The sequence below is a fragment of the Asanoa siamensis genome, assembly GCF_016862555.1.
GTDB classification, from domain to species: Bacteria; Actinomycetota; Actinomycetes; order Mycobacteriales; family Micromonosporaceae; genus Asanoa; species Asanoa siamensis.
In genome coordinates this window covers 1-18,398 of sequence record NZ_BONE01000122.1, presented here as the reverse complement: position 1 = coordinate 18,398, position 18,398 = coordinate 1, and the positions used below count along the sequence as shown (strand labels likewise).

The following is an 18,398-nucleotide window of genomic DNA, read 5'->3' as shown; positions in this document are numbered from 1 at the left end:
GTGGTCCAGGACCGATTCACTCGCTCCTGCCCTGCGGGGCACAACTTCTCCAGCTTACTCGGTCGTTTTCGCACTGTCAAGCCGGTATTTTCGGCTTTCTTGCGCTTCGCCCGAGATCCCGCAACGTGGGCGCGAGGATCCGCTCCCGGTTTGTTGCTAGGAATCCTGCAGACCGGCCGGATTCCGTCGCTCCCTGAGGGGCTCTCGGATCATCCCGCCCGGCTCCTGCCGGCTTGGATACTTTACCCGGTCGGCTTCGCGATCTCAAATCCGGCCTAGCCGGTCGATCGCACCGCCCGAACCCTCCACCAGTCTGTATCCCCTGGTAGTGGGGCCTGCGTCCCCCCGGTCGTTTTGTCCGGTGTTCCGCTTGCAGAGAGAAAATTACGTGGCTGCCCCGCGGAATGCAAATCAAGGTCGGTCCATGTCTAGATCAGCAGGTCGCGGCGCATGTGGCTGCCCGTACCCGTGTGAAACAGTGGGTCATGCCCGACGGCAGCATGATCGTCGCCGAGGACGCGTTGCTCGGGATGCTCTTCCCCTTCTGGCAACTCGTCATCGGCCTCTGCGTCCTACTGGCCCTCGGCGCGGCCGCTTACCGGCTCGCGGCCCGCGGCCCCTCCCGGATGACCACGGCCCTGGTCGTCACCGGCGGCGCCGTAGTCGGCATCGTCCTCCTCAGCTACCTAGCCGGCGGCTTCTGACAAACACGCAGACCGCGCCGCGTCAGCGAGATCCGTGCCCGCCGCGGCGAACGCCGGCACCAGCATCGGGCGACCGCGAAGCCCGCACCGCCTCCACCTCCGCCGCGGTGATCGCGATCGTCAGGCGAGGGAACCCCGCGGCGCAGGTGTCACAGACTTCGCCGCCGACGGCAGTCAACCCGGAACCGTCGCGACCCGCGTGGTCGTCGACGTACAGGGGAACGCGGTCCGCTGAGCTGTTCTTCTCGCGGCCCCGCGAGCGCCGCACCACCCCGCCGGCCACCTGCGAACAGCACCCGGCGGCGATAGCCCGCTCTACGTCCCGCAGCCTTTGCCCGCGCCTCCCCGTCGCCCCGGGCCATCCGTAACACCGACCCGGCGGCGAAGCCGGGTCTACGCCCAACAGCCCCTGCCCACACCACCCCCATCCCCCGGCCATCTGCGACTACCACCCGGCGGCGAGCCGGGTCGACGTTCACAAGCCCCGCCCATACCGCCCCACATCTCCTCGGCCATCTGCGACTACAACCAGGCGGCAACGGGGGGTCTACGTTCACCAGCCCCGCCCGCACGGCCCCGTCCCCCGGCCGTGGGCTACAGCAATCCGGGCGGCGATAGCCGGCTCTACGTGCGGACACGCCCCCGCAGCCCCTGCCCGCACCGCCCCCGTCGCCCCGGCCATCTGGAAAGAGCGACCCGGGGGCGATAGCGGGATCGTCGCTTTCAGGCACTTACATCAGCAGTTCATGGGTGGGCGGCCACCCATGAACTGCGGCCCCGCACACGCCGCACCATCCCCGCCGGCCGACTGGCACGCCAGCATCGATAGCCGCACGGTCGCTGCTAGGCACCGCATCAGCAGCTCGTGGCGGGCGGCCATCTGGTCCAGGCGGACTCTGCCATGGCGGGTACAGGCCGAGGACCGGCGCTGACGCTCAGGTCGATCCCACCTGTCAGCTGGAACGCAAACCCGGCGGTGATAGCCGGACGGTCGCCGTGGCCAGTGCATCAGCGGTTCCTGGAGGGCGGCCATCTCGTCGTCCACCAAACCCCGCCATGGGCAGGCGCAGGTCGAGAGCAAAGCGGCTCATGCGCCTCGGCGCAGACCCTCGAGTCGATCCCACCTGTCACCTTGAACAGCAATCCGGCGGTCATGGCCGGATGGTCGCCATTAAGCGCTGCACTCAGCAGTTCCTGGCGGGCGGCCGCCCCGTCCGGCGACCGCGGTACGCACCGTCCCGCCGGCCGACTAGAACAGCGCGCCGGCGGCGACGGCTGGACACGCCACCCAGCCGAAGGTGGTAGGTCCAGAGCCCGACCATCCCCAGCGTCGCGACGCGTCGAGCGGACGGCCAGCGCCGAGGGAGGCCGCCGGGCCTACCCGCGGGCGTCCCGGGGAAGGGCTGGCGCGAGACCAGGTCAGCGGCGGCGGTCGCGGTCGGCTTTGCCGCGGGATCGCCGGGCGCCTGCGTCGTTGGGGCCGCGCTGGGAAGCGGACCACCGGGACCTACCCGCCCGCGTCGGCCTCGGCCCGACGGGCGCCGTCCCAGGGAAGAGATCGCGCGCGAGACCAGGACAGCGGCGGCAGTCGCGGTCCGCTTCGCCGCAGGATGACCAGCCGCCTGAGTCGCTGGGGACCGCGCTCGGGAAGCCGACCACCGGGACCTACCCGCCGGCGTCGGCCTCGGCCCGACGGGCGTCGTCCCGGGGAAGGGCCGCGCACAAGAACCAGGTCAGCGGCGGCGGTCGCGGTCGGCTTCACTGCGGGATGGCCAGCCGCCTGAGTCGTTGGGGACCGCGCTGGGGAAGCGGACCACGTTGTCCGGGTCTTCGGCCTCGTGGGCGGCGAACGCCGTGTTCCACGAAATCTCCACCAGCGCCTTCTTCACCTCCGCGTGGCGTTCGGCCGCGTTGGCCTGCAGCGCTAACCGGATGCCGAGCAGGACACCCACCAGCGTCGTCGTGATGGCGCCCGCGGCCGCGAAGAGGTGCCAGGCCGTCGGTGGACCGCCCTGTATGGCGACGACGAGCAGCCAGATCCAGAAGGCGAGCGCGAAGATCGCCGCCTTCACGACGAAGAAGAGGCTGATCACGCCAGGTCGATAGGGAACCGGGCGATCTTCTTGTGGGGCCATCGTCGCATCCCGTCATTCGCCACTCTCGGGGCGTGAGCATAGACGATGCGTAACGGTCTCGTAAGTCACCGAAGTGGGCGCGAGCTGGCGATGCGTTGTCCCGCCGACCCCCCGCCGGCGGGACAGCGCACCGCCGCCGCAGGCCGTCACGGCCCGTGGAGCGCGACGCCGGAGCAGCCGGGTTCACGCGCTGTAGGGAGTCCCACACACGGGTCCGGGTCCGGTCTTCGGTGACTCTAGGGCAGTCCCGCGTATGGGACTAATCGGCCGAACGGCCCGTTGCAATCCACGCCACGCGGGTTACCCTTTCCGGTGACGATTCTCGACCGCGGGAGGGCAAAGGCCGATGGCCACGGATGACTCCCCGCAGGCAGCGTTCGCGCGTTTTGTCCGGCGGGCCGTCGACGATGCCAAGAACGCTCGCGGTTGGACCGTCAACGACCTGGCGTCCGAGACAGGTGTCGGCCGGTCGACGCTTTTCCGCTGGTTGGCGGGCGACTGGCACGACTACCCCGAGCTCGCGAAGGTCCAGAACTTCTGCGCCGCGCTCGACGTGCCGGTGTCGGCCGCATTCCGCGCGCTCAATATGCCGGGTCGCACCCCGGGCGTCACCGCGCGGCCGAGCCGGGTCGACAAGGATCTTCAGATCATCCTCGACCGGCTCACGGACCCGACCGTGTCGGCGGCGGAGAAGCGGCACATCCGTGAAGCGCTGCGCCGCCTCGCCACCCGTCCGATCCGAAAGACCGCCTAGGGCCTGTCCTGCCCTAAGCCACGGTCACGGTGAACTCGGCCGTGTGCACCTGGCCCGCCACCTGGAAGTCGAAGAACGCCCGGTAGCTGCCCGGCGACGGCGCGGCCAGCCAGAACTTCACGGTCCCCGGCACCCGCTGCTCGTCGGGGTGGACGTGCAGATAACCGAGGTCGCCCTGGCGGAGCACCACCAGATGCCCGTACGCGCCGAGGTAGGGCTGCAGGTCGGTGACCGGGTTGCCGTCGCGGAACACCCGGAACTGCAGCGGCTGGGTCGCGCCGACGGTCGGGGTGCCCTCGTAGGTCACGGTGAACCCGGCCGTGCTCGCCTCGCGGGCCGCGGCCGGCAGCGCGCGCGGCGCGTAGTCACCCGCCACCACGAGGTCGGTTCCCAGCGTCGCCGCGATCTGCGCGCCGGCCGAGTCGACCAGTGTGAAGTCGGCGAACGCCCGCCACAGGCCCGGCGTGCCGAGCGTCAGCGGGATGCTCCAGGTGCCGTCGGCGGCCATCGTCGGGTGCAGGTGCTGGTAGCCGGACAGGTCCCGCCGGGCCACGATCAGGTGCAACTGCTTCTCGTGGACCACCTCGAACTGCTTGACCGGCTGCTTGTCGGGCCCCTGCACGTGGAACCGGAAGTCGGTCGCCTTGCCCGCCGCGAACTCGGTCGTCGCCGGCACCAGCGTGTAGCCGCTGCCGCTGAGGCTCAGCCCGCCCAGGTCGGCGCCGGCCGTGGCGGTCATGCCGCTGCTGCCGTGGTCGTGCTCGGCGGTGCCGGGGGCGTGGGCGTGGTTGGCGTTGGTGTCGGCGGTGCCCATCGACATGCCCCCGCCCGGCGGCGCGGCGGCAGAACCATCCGAACCGCCTGAGTCGGAGGTGAGCTTGCCCAGCCCGAAGCCGCCTATCAGCGCGAACACCAGCCCGGCGACGAACAGCCCGAGCCGCAGCCCCGAACCGTCGGACGACGGGGCGGGTCGCGGGGCGGTACCGCGGGTCTTCGTGCGCGCCGGCGCCTCAGGCATCGGCGGTGGCGAGCTCGTAGCCGGCCTCGTCGACCGCGGCCCGCACGTCGTCGACGGCGAGCGGGGCGTCGCTGGTCACCGCGACGGCGCCGGACGCGAGGTCGATCCGCACGTCGGTGACACCGGGCACGGCGGTGAGCTCTCCGGTCACCGCGTCGACGCAGTGGCTGCAGGTCATGCCGGTCACGGTGTAGGTGGCGGTGCTGGACACGGATCAACCTCCGAGAAGCAACGGACGGGCCGGACGTGCGGTCGAATATACCCCCCGGGTGTATCCGTGACTAGGTGGATATGACCGCATCGTGGCTTTCGCCCATAGCGATTCGTTAACCCACCGTGCCGATCATCACACGAGGCGCGCACCGCGCGATATCCGTGGCCGCGGCGGTGCTGGCCGTGCTCGGTCCGCTGGCCGCGCCCGCCGCCGCCGACCCGACCGCATCCGACGTCAAGAAGCGGCTCAAGACGGCCACGCATCAGCTCGAGGTCGTCGTCGAGCAGTACAACGACCTGCGGCTGGAGGTCAAGCGCGGGCGCGCGGAGGCCGACCGGCTGCGGGACCGGATCGCGCCGCTGGAGGCGACCGCGGCGGCTCGCAGCGCCGAGGTCGGCACGCTGGCCGCGGCCGCGTACCGGACCGGGCGGGCGGCCAACGTGATCGGGCTGCTGCACTCGGGCTCGCCGCAGGCGCTGGGCGACGGGCTCGCCATGCTGGAGGCCCTCGGCACCCAGCGCGGGCGGGCGATCGAGGCGCTGACCTCGGCCAACCGCGACGTGGCCGCGGCGCAGGAGAGCCTCAACGCGCTGGCCGAACGCGAGAAGGTGCACGGCGCGAAGCTGCTGGCCAAGAAGCGGCACATCGAGGGCGAGATCGCCCGGCTCGACGCGCTCCGCTTCGATCTCGGCATCCCGGACGACATGCCCGTCCTGGTGGACCCGCCGCCGCTGCCGCCGGGCGCCGCGAGCGCCGCTGTCCGGTTCGCGTACGCGCAGCTCGGCAAGCCGTACCAGTGGGGTGGTTCGGGTCCCGGCGGCTACGACTGCTCGGGCCTGACCGCGGCGGCGTGGCGGGCCGCCGGCGTCAGCCTGCCGCACAACGCCCGCGCCCAGTACGGCGCCGTCAACCGGGTCAGCCGTGGCAACCTGCGCCCGGGCGACCTGGTCTTCTACTACGGCAACATCCAGCACGTGGGGCTCTACGTCGGTGCGGGCCGGATCATCCACGCGCCGCAGCACGGCGAGCGCATCCGCTTCGACCGGGTCGACTACCAACCCGTCCACGGGTACGGGCGCCCGCGGCGTTAACCGGCCACCCCGAGGGCGAACGGCAGCACCTCGGGCGCACCGGCCGCGCGCAGCGCCCGAGCCACGAGAGTCATCGTCCAGCCGGAGTCGACCAGGTCGTCGACGAGCAGCACCGGGCCGGTCACCGCCGACAGGGCGGCGGCCAGGTCCGGCGGGATCTCGAACGCGTCGTGCAGCGCGCGGACCCGCTGGGCGCTGTTGCCGCGGGCGCCACCGCCGGACGGTGGTGCCTGCGGACCCGGCTCGACGAAGCCGAGCAGCGGGAGCCGGCCGATCTCGGCGATCCGGGCGGCCAGCGAGCCGACCAACTCGGGTCGCTGCCGCGACGCGATGCCGACCACCGCGACCGGTCGCCGCGGCCACGGGTCGTCGCCGCGCGACCAGTCCTTGAGCACGTCGACCACCGCGCCGGTCAGGTCGTCGGGCAGCGGGCCGTCGGAGGCGTCGAGCACCGCCCGCAGGCGGCCACCCCAGCCGAGGTCGGAGAGGCGGCCGACGGCGCGGCCCGGCGCGGCCTGGTCGTCGGCGGACAGCTTGCCCTTCACCTCCGCGAGCCCGGTCGGCCAGAGCTTCTTCGGCGCGATCACCACCCCGGCCCGGCCGAGAAACGCGTTGGCCGCGGCCAGGGCCGCCGGTGACACCCCGTCCGTGACGAAGGGGCCGGTGCAGTTGTCGCACCGCCCGCACGGTGCCGCGGCCGGGTCGTCCAGCCCGCGGCGGAGGAACTCCATCCGGCAGGCGGTCGTCGCGGCGTACTCCCGCATGCTCTGCTGCTCTTCCGTGCGGGCGGCGGCGACGCGGCGGAGCCGGGCGGTGTCGTAGACCCACGGTTCGCCGGTCGCCACCCAGCCGCCGCGGACGCGCCGCACGGCGCCGTCCACGTCGAGCACCTTGAGCATCATCTCGAGCCGGGTGCGGCGCAGGTCGACCATCGGCTCCAGGGCCTGGGTCGACAGCGGGCGCCCGGCCGTGTCCAGCGCGTGCAGCACGTCGCGGACCTGCTGCTCCGGCGGGAAGGCGAGGGAGGCGAAGTAGCGCCAGATCGCGGCGTCCTCGCGGCCCGGCAGTAGCAGCACGTCGGCGTTGCGGACGGCCCGGCCGGCCCGGCCGACCTGCTGGTAGTAGGCGATCGGCGACGGGGGCGCGCCCAGGTGCACGACGAAGCCGAGGTCGGGCTTGTCGAAGCCCATGCCGAGCGCGGACGTGGCGACCAGCGCCTTGAGCTTGTTGTCGAGGAGGTCCTGCTCGGCCTGCTGGCGGACGGCGTCCTCGGCCTGGCCGGAATAGGACGCGACCGGGAAGCCGCGCTGCCGGAGGAACTCGGCGGTCTCGGTGGCCGCCGCGACGGTCAGCGTGTAGATGATGCCCGAGCCGGGCAGCGTCTCGAGGTGGTCCGCGAGCCAACCCAGCCGCGAGGCGGGCGAATCCAGCGAGAGGACGCCCAGCCGCAGCGAGTCGCGCTCCAGCGAGCCGCGCAGCACCAGCGCGTCGCCGAGTTGCTCGGCCACGTCGTCGGTGACCCGCTGGTTCGCGGTCGCGGTGGTCGCCAGCACAGGCGTGTTCGGCGGCAACTCGGCGAGAAACGTGCGCAGCCGGCGGTAGTCGGGGCGGAAGTCGTGACCCCAGTCGGAGACACAGTGCGCCTCGTCGACCACCAGCAGGCCCGTGGTCGAGGCCAGCTTGGGCAGCACGTTGTCGCGGAAGTCGGGGTTGTTGAGCCGCTCGGGGCTGATCAGCAGCAGGTCGACGCTGCCGGCCAGGATGTCGGCCTGGATCGCGTCCCACTCGTCCAGGTTGGCCGAGTTGATCGTGTGGGCCCGGATGCCGGCCCGCTCCGCCGCCTCGACCTGGTTGCGCATCAGCGCGAGCAGCGGCGAGACGATCACCGTCGGCCCGACCGCGCCACCGCCAGAACGCAGGAGCGCCGTCGCCACGAAATAGACCGCCGACTTGCCCCAGCCCGTGCGCTGCACGCAGAGCACCCGGCGTTTCTCCTCGACCAGCGCCGAGATCGCCCGCCACTGGTCGTCGCGCAGCCTCGCGTGCTCACCCGCGAGCCGGCGCAGGATCTCCTCTGCCCGCTCCCTCACCCGGACAGTTCTACCAGTGGTCGAGAGCAAGGAACGGTCCGTTATTAACGCTATGCGTTAATAACGGACCGTTCCTTGCGTCTCAGTAGGGCGCCCGGGCGCCGGTGAACCAGCGGAGCGCCCCGGCGAAGTCCCGGGCGTGCTCCAGCAGCGTGTAGTCCTGCCGGACGGCGGACTCGCGGATCGCGGCGTCGAGGTCGTTGCCGCACTTCATCAGGACGTGATCGAAGTCGCGTCGCAGCGGTTCGAGCAGGCCGTACCCGAACGAGTGGTGCACCCGGGCGTAGCGCGCCTTGTAGAGCCGGGCCCGCTCGTGCAGCCCGGACGAGTACGACATCGGGTTCTTCGGCCGCTGGCGGATGTAGTCGGGCAGGATGTCGGCGAACGCCTCCCGCACGATCCACTTCTCCTTGCCGTTGCGCATCTTCAGCGACAGCGGCATCCGCATCGCGAGCTCCACCAGGGCCAGGTCGAGGAACGGCACCCGCGCCTCGACACCCTGGCCCATGCTGGTGCGGTCGACGCGCTGGAGCTCCGTACGACACAGGTTGCGGATCTTGTGGAGGAACAACCGACGGGCCGCCGCCGGACCGACCTCGTGGTACATCGGGTAGCCGCCGAACAGCTCGTCGGAGCCGTCGCCGGTGAGCACCACCTTGACGCCGGTCTCGTGCACCCGGCGGAACAGCGGCACCGAGACGACCGCGTTGATGATGTCGCCGTACTCGGAAAGCTCGCCCATCCGGATCGCTTCCCGGATCTCACCCATCCGGATGTCCCGCGGCCGCAGCTCCACCACCTCGTGGTGGACGCCGAGGTCACGGGTCAGCCGCCGGGCGTAGTCGAGATCCGGGCTGCCGGGCGCGCCGACCGTGAACGCGACGCAGTCCGGGTGCATCTCGCGCACCTGGAGCAGCGTCAGGGAGCTGTCCAGCCCGCCGGAGAGAATGACGCCGACGGTGAGGTCGGTGTCGACGCGTACCCGGATGCTGTCCTGCAGTGCGTTGCGGACCAGCTTGGCCGCCTCGTCCGGGTCCTCGATCGGCACCTGGTCCTCGCCGAGCCGGAGCAGGTCGACGTACGGGTTCAGCCGCGGCCCGGTGACCGGGGTCGCCCAGCCGTGGTGGCCGGGCGGCACCTCGGTGATCCGGGCCCCGACCGGCACCAGCGCCTTGACCTCGGACGCGACGTGGATCCGCCCGCCCCGGCGCGACCAGTAGAGCGGCTTGACGCCCAGCGGGTCACGGGCCAGGAACACCCGGCCGGTGGCCCGCTCGACGATCGCGAAGGCGAACTCGCCGCGCAGCTTCGCGACGGCCGCCTCGCCCCACTCCAGGAAGGCCTCGAGCACGACCTCGGTGTCGCTCTCGCTGCGCAGCTCACGCCCGGCGGCGACGAGCTCGGCGCGCAGCTCGCGGTAGTTGAAGACCTCGCCGTTGTAGCAGAGCACCCACGCCTCGTCGGGCGAGACCCACGGCTGCACCGCCCGGTCCCGGTCGACGATCCGCAGCCGCTGGGTGCCGGCGAGCAGTCCTGTCGCCGGCCCCCCGCCGATGGTCCGCAAGCTCTCCGGCAGCTCCTCCTGGACGTCGCCACGCGGCGTCAGGGACTCGAGCATCCGCCGGAAGAGCGCGGGGTCGGCGTCGTTGCCGACGATGAGCGCGATACCGCACACGGTGTCGGGTCACCTTCTCCCGGTCTCGTACCTGGTGGCGAACTCCCTCTGCAATTCCGCGACCGCGACCGGGCTGACGCAGACGTGCCAGGCCTGCCCCTCGTCGATCACGTTGACGTCGCCCGCGGTCTGCCGTTCGAGCAGCACCTGCTCCAACGCCTGCCGGGCCGAGAACCGCTCGAACCAGGCCATCTCCACGTCGACCGCCCAGCCCACGCAGTGCGCGCTCGGCGACATCGCGGCGTAACCGAGATCGCGCAGGTGCTGCTGGTGGCGGACGCTGCGGGTCATGCTGGTCACCCAGAGCGCCGGCGTGCCGTGCGGCGCCTGCCGCTGGAAGTCGCCCGCGATCTGCCCGAGCAGCGCGATCGTCTCCGGCCGGCTGTAGGTGAACCGCAGCCCCGCCGTCCGCGGCCAGCGGTCCGGCGCGACCCGCCGGGCGACCGCGCGCACGGCCCGGGTCGCGAACGTCCGCGGTTGCCGGCGGTAGCGGAACGGCAGCAGGCCGGCCCGCCGCAGCTTCTCGATGTCGATCAGATCGGGCGAGGTGAGCACGTCGTTCGTCGTCGCGAACGGCGTCGTCTGCCCCCACCACATCGCCTCGACCTGCGCGAGCAGGAAGATCCGCACCTGGGCCGCCAGGTCGGCGGCGGAGCTGCGGGTGCTGGGCTTGTAGTTGCGGACCTCGTTGAGCAGCCATTCCACCGTTCCGGTGAGCCCACGGGGCGTCACCGACAGCACGGCGGAGAAGTTAGGCTCGACGAGCCTTTCGATCAGGATGGTCTCGGCTTTGGCCGTGTCACCGGGACTGACCCCTGGTCCACTGTGCCCGGCGAGCTCGATGAGCAGGCTCTCCACGGCTTCGCGATAGGCGACCAGATCGGGCCCGTTGGCCGCCGGCCGCGGCGTGGGCAACCGTTTTCGCTGCTCATTCTTGACGGCGTTCGCGGGTATTCGAGTCGTCATGGTGGACCCCCCGTCCTTCCCCCGTAACAGGCGGGTATTCCGGATCCGAGCCTAATGAGGCTTTCCCGCCTAAGAGGGGGAATCGTGGTTGTGAGGGGGTTTCATCCTTTTTCCGGGATCCAAGTCCAGATCATGTCCCGGGCCCGCCGGGGGCGCGACCGTCGCTCCCGCCGGACACCGCCCGCTCCGCGTCGCTGCCACCTCCGCCGCTGCTCGCGGCCCTTCTCCTATCAGTTGACCTTGATCTAAGCTGCCGACCCGCACGTCGAACCGAATGGATGCCCGGATGTCGTCTGTGACCCCACGCCGCGGGGTAGGCCTGGTCTGCACGGTCCTCGCCGTGGCCGGTTGCGCGTCCACGGTGGATGGCCCGCCCACCCCCACACCCCCGCCGCCGGCGCCGGTCGTGACGTCGGTGGCCGCCGAACCCGAGGAATTCGGGCCCGATTCGGTGCGGGTGGTGGAGGCGCGAGCGGTGGGCGCCACGGTGGCGCTCAGCGTCGACGGGCCGCCCGGCGCCCGCTACGGCTACCGCGACGAGCGGTCCGGGCGGACGGGTCGGTGCACGCAGGTGAGGCAGGACGCCGTCGTCGAGGTGACCTGTGCCGGCGTCGGGACGCCCGGGAGTCTGCTGGTCACCGTCGACGGCGCCGCGTTCACGTACGAGTTCGAGGTTCGCGTCGGTTGAACGCCGCGGTAATGGGGGCCAGGCGGGACTTCAGGCTGGCCAGGCCGCCCGGGAAGAAGTAGACCGCCAGGATGAAGATCGCGCCCAGGACGAAGAGGGGCTCGCCGAGGGGGCCCGGGAGGTCGGTGGCCACGTTCGTGAGCCGGTGGTCCAGGTACATGTAGAGGATGCCGCCCAGGACCGGGCCCCAGCGGGTGCCCGGGCCGCCCAGCACGACCATCACCAGCAGCGAGAGGGTCAGCTCCGAGCTCGTGACGTGCGGCGACGCGCCGCCCACGACCAGGACGTAGACCACGCCGCCCAGGGAAGCCAGGGCGCCGGCCAGGGTGAAGGCGACGAGCTTGTAGCGGTACGGGTCCAGGCCCAGGACGCCCACCCGGCGCTCGTCGTCGCGCAGGCCCGCGAGGACCCGGCCCGTCGGGGACGCCGCCACCCGGGAGACCACCAGGACCACCACGGCCAGGTACGCGAGCGCCAGCCAGTAGAGGTTGACCGTGTTGGCCACGCCGAGCAGGAAGTCCGGCACCCGCGCCGTGTCCAGCGGGAGGCCCTCCTCGCCGCCGGTCAGGCCGCCGAAGTCGCGGGCCACCAGGATCGCGCCGACCTGGGCGAAGGCCAGCGTGACCATGGCGAACGCGATGCCCGTCGTGCGCAGGGCGATCGCGCCCAGCAGCGCCGCCAGGATCGTGCTGCCGACCACCGCGAACACCGCCGCCTGCCAGAGCGCCAGCCCCGCGTGGGTGACCAGCACGTCGGTGCCGTAGATCCCCGCCGCGAAGTAGAGCGCGTGCCCGAACGAGAGCAGGCCGGTCCGGCCGAACAGCAGGTCGTAGCTGGCCGCGAGACCGCCGAAGACCAGGCAGACCGCGAAGAGTTGCAGGTTGCCGGGCGTGTTCGAGACACCGTCAAGCAGGCCGGGCAGCGGGATCTGGAGATACGGCAGCAACACGGTCACCACCAGGGCGACCAGCGGACCGAGCACCAGCAGCCGGCGCCAGCCAGCGCGGCGGACCGGCGTGGTGCCGAGTTCCGGCGGCGTGACCGCGGGCGGCCCCTCGGCGCTCACGGGGATAGCCTGGGTCATAGCTTTGCCTCCGTTGAATCCCCGGCCTTCGCGGCCGGGTGGAAGCGGAGGTGGCCGCCCCGCGCGCCTCCCCGAAACTTGTTCACAAAGCGGATAACTTGCGAACAATGGCCAGGACTGTAAAGCGGGCCTTCAAATACCGCTTCTACCCGAGCAACGCGCAGGCGGCTGAGCTGGTGCGGACTTTCGGCTGTGTCCGTAAGGTCTACAACCTGGCTCTCGCTGCCCGCACTGAGGCGTGGGCTCGACAGGAACGCATCAACTACAACGCCACCTCGGCCATGCTCACCGAGTGGAAGAAGACCGAGGCACTCGCCTTCCTCAACGAGGTCTCGTCCGTGCCGCTCCAACAGGCCTTGCGGCACCTCCAAACCGCGTTCGTCAACTTCTGGAGCAAGCGGGCGAGCTACCCGACGTTCAAGTCCAAGCGAAGGTCGCGTCGATCGGCGGAGTACACGACCAGCGCGTTCCGCTACCGCGACGGGGCGTTGACCCTCGCAAAGATGACCGGCCCACTCGCGATCGTGTGGTCGCGTCCGCTTCCGGCAGGCGCGCAGCCGTCCACCGCGACCGTGTCGCAGGACGCCGCCGGCCGCTGGTTCGTGTCCCTTCTCTGCGACGACGTGATCCCCGAGACCATTGCCAACGGCACGGTTGGGATCGACGCCGGCCTCGACTCCCTGCTCACCCTGTCGACCGGTGAGAAGGTCACCAATCCACGCCACGAACGGCGGGACAGGGAACGACTCGCCAAAGCGCAGCGAAATCTGTGTCGCAAAGAGAAGGGCTCCAAGAACCGCGACAAAGCCCGGCTTCTGGTCGCCCGCATCCACGCCCGGATCACCGACCGGCGGCGTGACCACTTGCATAAGCTTTCCTCGACTATCGTTCGCGAGAACCAAACGATCGTGATCGAGGATCTGACCGTCCGCAACATGCTCAAGAACGGCAGCCTCGCCCGCGCCATCAGCGACGCGGCATGGCGGCAGCTCCGGATCATGCTGGAATACAAAGCCGACTGGCACGGCCGCGATCTCGTGGTGGTCGACCGCTGGTTCCCGTCGTCCAAGCTGTGCTCCGCCTGCGGCGTGCTCGCGGAGAAGATGCCGCTGACCGTGCGGGAGTGGGTGTGCCGATGCGGCACCGTGCACGACCGCGACCTCAACGCGGCGCTCAACATTCTGGCTGCCGGGCTGGCAGCAACGGCCTGTGGAGCCGGTGGAAGACCTCAACGGGCGCACGCCCGCACGAGGCAATCGGCGTTGAAGCAGGAAAACCCGAGGGTGACCGAGGGAATCCCCGCCCTTAAGGGCGATGGAGGAAGTCAAGCCGTGACCGCCCTTCCGGCGATGCCCTGCGGGCGGAACAGCAGCACGATCGCGAGCAGCGCGACCACGCAGATGTCGCCGAGCCCGGCGGTGCCGTAGTAGTTGACGAACTGCTGGAGCAGACCCACGGCGACGGCCGCGTACGCGGAGCCGACCACCGAGCCCATGCCCCCGATCACCACGACGATGAACGCGAAGATCAGCAGTGAGCCGCCCTGCCCGGGCGAGACGGAGCCGAAGTAGACGCCGCCCAGCGCGCCCGCCAGCGCCGCCGCCGCCCCGCCGATCGCGAACACGAGCGTGAACGCCTTGCGCACGTCGATGCCGAGCGCGGTGACCATCTCCCGGTTCTCGACGCCCGCCCGGATCACCAGGCCGACGCGGGTGAACCGGAGGAAGAGCAGCAGCAGGGTGAGCACCGCCGCGGCCGCGATGATGAGCAGCAGGGAGGCGTTGGGGATGTAGGCGTCGCCGATGTCGGTGACGCCGCGGGTCCACTCCGGGCGCGGGAACGGGCGCGGGTCGGCACCCCAGGTCGACTGGAGCAGCGCCACGCCGGCCAGCGACAGGCCGACGGTGACCAGCACCTGCTCGATCGTCCGCGAGTAGAGCGGCCGGATCAGCACGAGTTCGACGAGGGCCGCGACCAGCGCGCCGGCGGCCACCCCGAAGGCGGCGGCCAGCACGAAGCCGAACCCGGTCGGGCCGGCGCCGGGCACGTGACCCGCGGCCCACCAGGTGGCGTACGCGCCGACGCCCAGGAACAGCCCGTGCGCGAAGTTGAGCACGTCGGCCAACCCGAACACCAGCGACAGCCCGGACGCGACCAGGAAGTAGAGCGCCGCGAGCCCGAGGCCCGTGAGCGTCAGCAGGACGAACGTCGACATCAGGCGTGCACCTCGGTCATCAGGCGTCCTCAGCCATCGCGAGGCTGTCGCCTCGCGCTGCCTTGCGGTCATCGCTAGAACCCACACCCAGCAGCGCCTTGGTCAGCTCCGGCTCGCCGAGCAGGCGGGCGGCCGGGCCGGTCCAGGCCACCCGGCCCGCGGCCAGCACCACCGCGTCGCGGGCCAGCCGGCGCACGACGGCCAGGTTCTGCTCGACCAGCAGCACCGGCACCTGCTCGGCGACCGCCTCGAGCGCCTCGGCCACCTCGGTCACCACCTTCGGCGCGAGGCCCTTGGTCGGCTCGTCGACCAGCAGCAGCGTGTTGTCGGCGAGCAGCACCCGGCCGATCGCCAGCATCTGCTGCTGGCCGCCGGAGAGCGTGCCGGCCCGCTGGCGGGCCCGCTTGGACAGCTCGGGAAAGAGATCGAAGACGCGGTCGTACGCCGGTTTGGCGCCCGGCCGCTCGGCGAGCTTCAGGTTCTCGGCCACGGTCAGCCCGGCGAACACGCACCGGTCCTCGGGCACGTAGCCGAGCCCGCCGCGGACCAGCCGGTGGGTCGGGGTCCGCAGCGTGTCGACGCCGCCGATCAGCGCGTGGCCCGACACCTCGCCACCCCGTGGCGTCAGCCCGACCAGCGCGCGCAGCGTCGTCGTCTTGCCGACGCCGTTGCGCCCGAGCAGCGCGGTCACCCCGGTCGGCGCCACCGTGAACGAGACGCCCTGCAGGATGTGCAGCCCGGCGATCCGTACGCTCAGGTCCGTAACGGTCAAGATGGGGTCGCTCATAGCCCCTCACCCAGGTAGGCCTCCTGGACACCCGCGTGCGCCATCACGGCGTCGGGGGTGTCGCAGGCGAGCAGGGCGCCGTGGTGCATCACCGCGATGCGGTCGGCCAGCTCGAGGATCACGTCCATGTGGTGCTCCACCATGAGGACCGACCGCCCAGTGGCTTCCGCACCCCGGGTCAGCCCACGGATGACAGCGACCAGTTCCGGCACGTCCTCGGCGCTGACGCCGGCCATCGGCTCGTCGAGGAGCAGCACGGTCGGCTCGGCGGCGAGCAGTAGGGCGATCTCCAGCTTGCGCTTCTCGCCGTGGGCGAGCGTGCCGGCCAGGGCGTCACCCCGGCCGACCAGGCCGACCGTCTCCAGGAAACGGTCGGCCGCCGACGCCACGTCCGAGAAGGAGGACGCCCGGCGCCACAGGGCCATCGAGCCGCCGCGGTGGGCCTGGACGGCGAGCCGGACGTTCTCGCGTACCGACAGCGAACCGAAGACCGACGACGACTGGAACGTCCGCCCGAGACCGCGCCGCGCGCGGCGGTGCGGCGGCAGGGCGGTGACGTCCTCGTCGCCCAGCCAGACCGTGCCCGCGGTCGGCTTGCGCAACCCGCTGACCAGGTTGAACAGCGAGGTCTTGCCGGCGCCGTTCGGGCCGATGACGCCGAGGAACTCGCCGGGGGCGAGGGCGATGTCGACACCGTCGACGATCGCCACCTCGCCCACCCGCCAGGTCAGCCCCTGCGTGCGGAGCACGGACAACGTGGTCAGCCCTTCATCGCGGCCGCCGGCGGGGCGACCTCCTCGGGGCTCAGCGCCTTCTCGAGCTTCGCGGTGAACTGCTCGCCGCTGCCGCTCAGGGTCGCCTGGTACATCGGCTGCAGCAGCGCGTGGTCCTCCGCGCGGACGGTGATCTTGCCCTTGACGCCGTCGAAGCTCCAGCCCTCCAGCGCGCTGACCATCTTGTCGACGTCGTCGCCGCCCTCCTGGACCGCCCGGACCACCATCTGGGCGGCGGTGAAGCCGTCCGGGTGGAACAGGTCGAGCGTGCCGCCCACCGCGGTCTTCGCCGCCTGCGCGGCCGGGTTGTCGCTGGCACCGTCGAAGTAGTGCGACAGGAACGAGATCTTCGTGCCCGCCGCGCCGAACGTCGGCCAGGAGGCCCGGATGTCGAGGCCCGTCACGACCGTGGTGGAGGCGAGGATGCCCTGCTGGTCGAGGGTCTGCCACATCGCCGGCGCGGTGGTGCCCGCCCAGGCGACGAAGAGCAGGTCGGGCTTGGCCGCCTTGAGCTGGCTCGCGAACGGCGTGAAGTCGGTCGCGCTGGCCGGGGCGAGCACGCTGGTGACCGTCGCGCCGGCGCCGCCGATGACCGCCTTGACCGCGGTCTCGTTGCTCTTGCCGAACGCGCTGTCCTGCCCGAAGACCACGACCTTCTTGCCCGCCGCGTCGCCGATGAACGACTTGGCGGTCTGCACGTCCTGGTACGACTGCCGGCCGGAGCGGAACGTGTACTTGTTGACCCCGGTGATCGCGTCGGTGGCGGCCGGCCCGGAGATGAACAGCACCTTGTTCTGCGCGGCCAGCGGCGCCACCTGCAGCGCGACGCCCGAGGCCGTCGAACCCGCGATGATCTTCGTGCCCTTGCCGACCAGGTCCTTGACCGCCGACACCGCCTTGGCCGGGTCGCCGGCGTCGTCGACCTCGGTCACCTCGATGGCCCGGTCGCCGACCTTGTTGGTGGCGCCGGTCGCGTACGCGAGCCCGGCCTTGAAACCGTCCATGTACTGCTTGCCGTAGGACGCCAGCGCCCCCGACTGGGAGTGGACGATGCCGACCTTCACCGGCGCCGTGGCGGCTTCGCCACCCCCGGTGGCCGTCTCCTGCGGGCTGCCGCAGGCCGTGGCGGTAACCGCCACGGCTATCACAGTGGCGGCGGTGACGAACGCCCGCCGCATCGCCTTAACCGTCATGGCGACACACGGTAGGTGGGTCGATGTGACCCGGGCCATGTGGTCCACGCCCATATATGTGACGTCGAGATGTACGGAAGGGCCCCCCGCTGGTGGCGAGGGGCCCTCCGGCGCGGGAGGAGGGTCAGCGGCGGCCGGACTCCGGCAGGGCGGCGCGGGCGGCGACGGCGGTGTCGGGCTGGTCGGTGAACACACCGTCGAGGCCGAGCGAGAAGAACAGCTCGTACTCGGCCGTGATGTCGCCGCGGGCGTTCGGGTCGGTGCCGATCCGGTGGTCGACCGCGAGGAACTGGTTCTCGACCCGGAACGTCCAGGCGTGCACGATCAGGCCGGAGCGGTGCGCGTCCCGGATGACGTTGGTCGGCGCGAGCAGCTTGCCGGTCGCGTCGCGGGGCACCAGCAGGTTCTTGTTGGCGCCGATGCCGTCCGCGTACGACGCGATCCACTTCAGGTTGGCCGGGGTGACCAGGTCCTGGTAGGTGCGCGCGTCACCGGCCACGACGAAGTCGTAGGGCTTGCCGGCCGCGTCGAGGAGCTGGGCCAGCCGGACGTCGGTCATCCGGGCCAGCTTGCGCAGGTTGGCCGTCTCGAACGACTGGATGATCACCGGCGAGCTCTTCCGGGTGAGCCCGTTGGCGCGCAGGACGCGGACCAGCGGCTCCTCCAGCGCGAGCCCGATCGACTGGAAGTAGGTCGGGTGCTTCGTCTCCGGGTAGACGCCGATCGTCCGGCCGGTGCGCCGGCTCTCGGCCTCGGCGAGGTCGATGACCTCCTGCAGGGTCGGGATCGGCAGCTTGCCGTCGAACGCGGTGTTGGTGACCCGCACCTGCGGCAGGCGCTCCTTGGCCCGCAGCGTGCGCAACTCGGCCAGCGTGAAGTCCTCGGTGAACCAGCCGGTGACCGCGTTGCCGTCGATCGTCTTGGTGGTGCGGCGGCCCACGAACTCCGGGTGGGCGGCCACGTCGGTCGTACCCGAGATCTCGTTCTCGTGGCGGGCGACCAGATGGCCGT

Annotated in this window: 17 protein-coding genes; 5 read left to right on the top strand and 12 right to left on the bottom strand. The window is 71.3% G+C overall.

The window, feature by feature from the left end; all coding sequences use genetic code 11:
* Window positions 1–485 precede the first annotated feature (485 nt).
* Window positions 486–704, top strand: coding sequence for a hypothetical protein (locus Asi02nite_RS38610; RefSeq protein ID WP_203719013.1), 219 nt, complete (start codon window positions 486–488; stop codon window positions 702–704).
* 1,733 nt (window positions 705–2,437) lie between these two features.
* On the opposite strand, the gene Asi02nite_RS38605 is transcribed toward Asi02nite_RS38610, so the two are convergent.
* Entirely contained in the window at window positions 2,438–2,797 is a 360-nt protein-coding gene (locus Asi02nite_RS38605; RefSeq protein ID WP_203719012.1) for a hypothetical protein, read from the bottom strand.
* 388 nt (window positions 2,798–3,185) lie between these two features.
* Between Asi02nite_RS38605 and Asi02nite_RS38600 the strand changes: the two genes are divergently transcribed.
* Window positions 3,186–3,593: a helix-turn-helix domain-containing protein gene (locus tag Asi02nite_RS38600; RefSeq protein WP_203719011.1), complete on the top strand. Its 408-nt coding sequence runs from the start codon at window positions 3,186–3,188 to the stop codon at window positions 3,591–3,593.
* A gap of 13 nt (window positions 3,594–3,606) precedes the next feature.
* On the opposite strand, the gene Asi02nite_RS38595 is transcribed toward Asi02nite_RS38600, so the two are convergent.
* The gene (locus Asi02nite_RS38595) at window positions 3,607–4,611 is read right to left on the bottom strand and encodes a DUF8832 domain-containing protein (RefSeq protein ID WP_239127616.1); all 1,005 of its coding nucleotides are present in this window, start codon (window positions 4,609–4,611) and stop codon (window positions 3,607–3,609) included.
* Window positions 4,604–4,789, bottom strand: a complete 186-nt coding sequence (locus Asi02nite_RS38590; RefSeq protein ID WP_239127617.1) for a heavy-metal-associated domain-containing protein — start codon at window positions 4,787–4,789, stop codon at window positions 4,604–4,606. Before Asi02nite_RS38590 ends, Asi02nite_RS38595 begins: the two co-directional genes overlap by 8 nt.
* 158 nt (window positions 4,790–4,947) lie before the next feature.
* Here Asi02nite_RS38590 and Asi02nite_RS38585 point away from each other — a divergent pair, with 158 nt between their 5' ends.
* Window positions 4,948–5,916: a C40 family peptidase gene (locus Asi02nite_RS38585; RefSeq protein WP_203719009.1), complete on the top strand. Its 969-nt coding sequence runs from the start codon at window positions 4,948–4,950 to the stop codon at window positions 5,914–5,916.
* Here the strand turns inward: Asi02nite_RS38585 and Asi02nite_RS38580 are convergent.
* From Asi02nite_RS38580 to Asi02nite_RS38570, 3 genes are all read right to left on the bottom strand, one after another.
* On the bottom strand, window positions 5,913–8,006 hold the full coding sequence (locus Asi02nite_RS38580; protein ID WP_203719008.1) for a RecQ family ATP-dependent DNA helicase: 2,094 nt from the start codon (window positions 8,004–8,006) through the stop codon (window positions 5,913–5,915). The genes Asi02nite_RS38585 and Asi02nite_RS38580 overlap by 4 nt on opposite strands.
* Window positions 8,007–8,088: 82 nt before the next feature.
* Entirely contained in the window at window positions 8,089–9,681 is a 1,593-nt protein-coding gene (locus Asi02nite_RS38575) for an asparagine synthetase B family protein (protein WP_203719007.1), read from the bottom strand.
* Window positions 9,682–9,690: 9 nt separating this feature from the next.
* Window positions 9,691–10,596 carry a DUF5715 family protein gene (locus Asi02nite_RS38570; protein ID WP_203719006.1) on the bottom strand — a complete coding sequence of 302 codons (906 nt, stop codon included), beginning with the start codon at window positions 10,594–10,596 and terminating at the stop codon, window positions 9,691–9,693.
* A gap of 337 nt (window positions 10,597–10,933) precedes the next feature.
* On the opposite strand from Asi02nite_RS38570, the gene Asi02nite_RS38565 reads away from it, so the two are divergent.
* The gene (locus Asi02nite_RS38565) at window positions 10,934–11,335 is read left to right on the top strand and encodes a hypothetical protein (protein ID WP_203719005.1); all 402 of its coding nucleotides are present in this window, start codon (window positions 10,934–10,936) and stop codon (window positions 11,333–11,335) included.
* Here Asi02nite_RS38565 and Asi02nite_RS38560 read toward each other — a convergent pair.
* Complete coding sequence (locus Asi02nite_RS38560) at window positions 11,304–12,419, bottom strand: branched-chain amino acid ABC transporter permease (RefSeq protein ID WP_203719004.1); 1,116 nt, start codon at window positions 12,417–12,419, stop codon at window positions 11,304–11,306. The genes Asi02nite_RS38565 and Asi02nite_RS38560 overlap by 32 nt on opposite strands.
* Window positions 12,420–12,526: 107 nt before the next feature.
* On the opposite strand from Asi02nite_RS38560, the gene Asi02nite_RS38555 reads away from it, so the two are divergent.
* On the top strand, window positions 12,527–13,846 hold the full coding sequence (locus Asi02nite_RS38555; protein ID WP_203719003.1) for an RNA-guided endonuclease InsQ/TnpB family protein: 1,320 nt from the start codon (window positions 12,527–12,529) through the stop codon (window positions 13,844–13,846).
* Here Asi02nite_RS38555 and Asi02nite_RS38550 read toward each other — a convergent pair.
* From Asi02nite_RS38550 to Asi02nite_RS38530, 5 genes are all read right to left on the bottom strand, one after another.
* Window positions 13,744–14,634 (bottom strand): branched-chain amino acid ABC transporter permease, encoded by an 891-nt coding sequence (locus tag Asi02nite_RS38550; RefSeq protein WP_203719002.1) that lies wholly within the window; start codon window positions 14,632–14,634, stop codon window positions 13,744–13,746. The two genes, Asi02nite_RS38555 and Asi02nite_RS38550, sit on opposite strands and share 103 nt — an antisense overlap.
* A gap of 19 nt (window positions 14,635–14,653) precedes the next feature.
* Window positions 14,654–15,421 carry an ABC transporter ATP-binding protein gene (locus tag Asi02nite_RS38545; RefSeq protein WP_203719001.1) on the bottom strand — a complete coding sequence of 256 codons (768 nt, stop codon included), beginning with the start codon at window positions 15,419–15,421 and terminating at the stop codon, window positions 14,654–14,656.
* Entirely contained in the window at window positions 15,418–16,170 is a 753-nt protein-coding gene (locus Asi02nite_RS38540) for an ABC transporter ATP-binding protein (protein ID WP_203719000.1), read from the bottom strand. The genes Asi02nite_RS38545 and Asi02nite_RS38540 overlap by 4 nt, the downstream gene beginning before the upstream one ends.
* Before the next feature lie 11 nt (window positions 16,171–16,181).
* Window positions 16,182–17,387, bottom strand: coding sequence for a substrate-binding domain-containing protein (locus Asi02nite_RS38535; RefSeq protein ID WP_203718999.1), 1,206 nt, complete (start codon window positions 17,385–17,387; stop codon window positions 16,182–16,184).
* Window positions 17,388–17,511: 124 nt separating this feature from the next.
* Window positions 17,512–18,398 (bottom strand): glycerophosphodiester phosphodiesterase family protein (locus Asi02nite_RS38530; protein WP_203718998.1); only part of this gene is annotated, 887 nt, incomplete at its 5' end.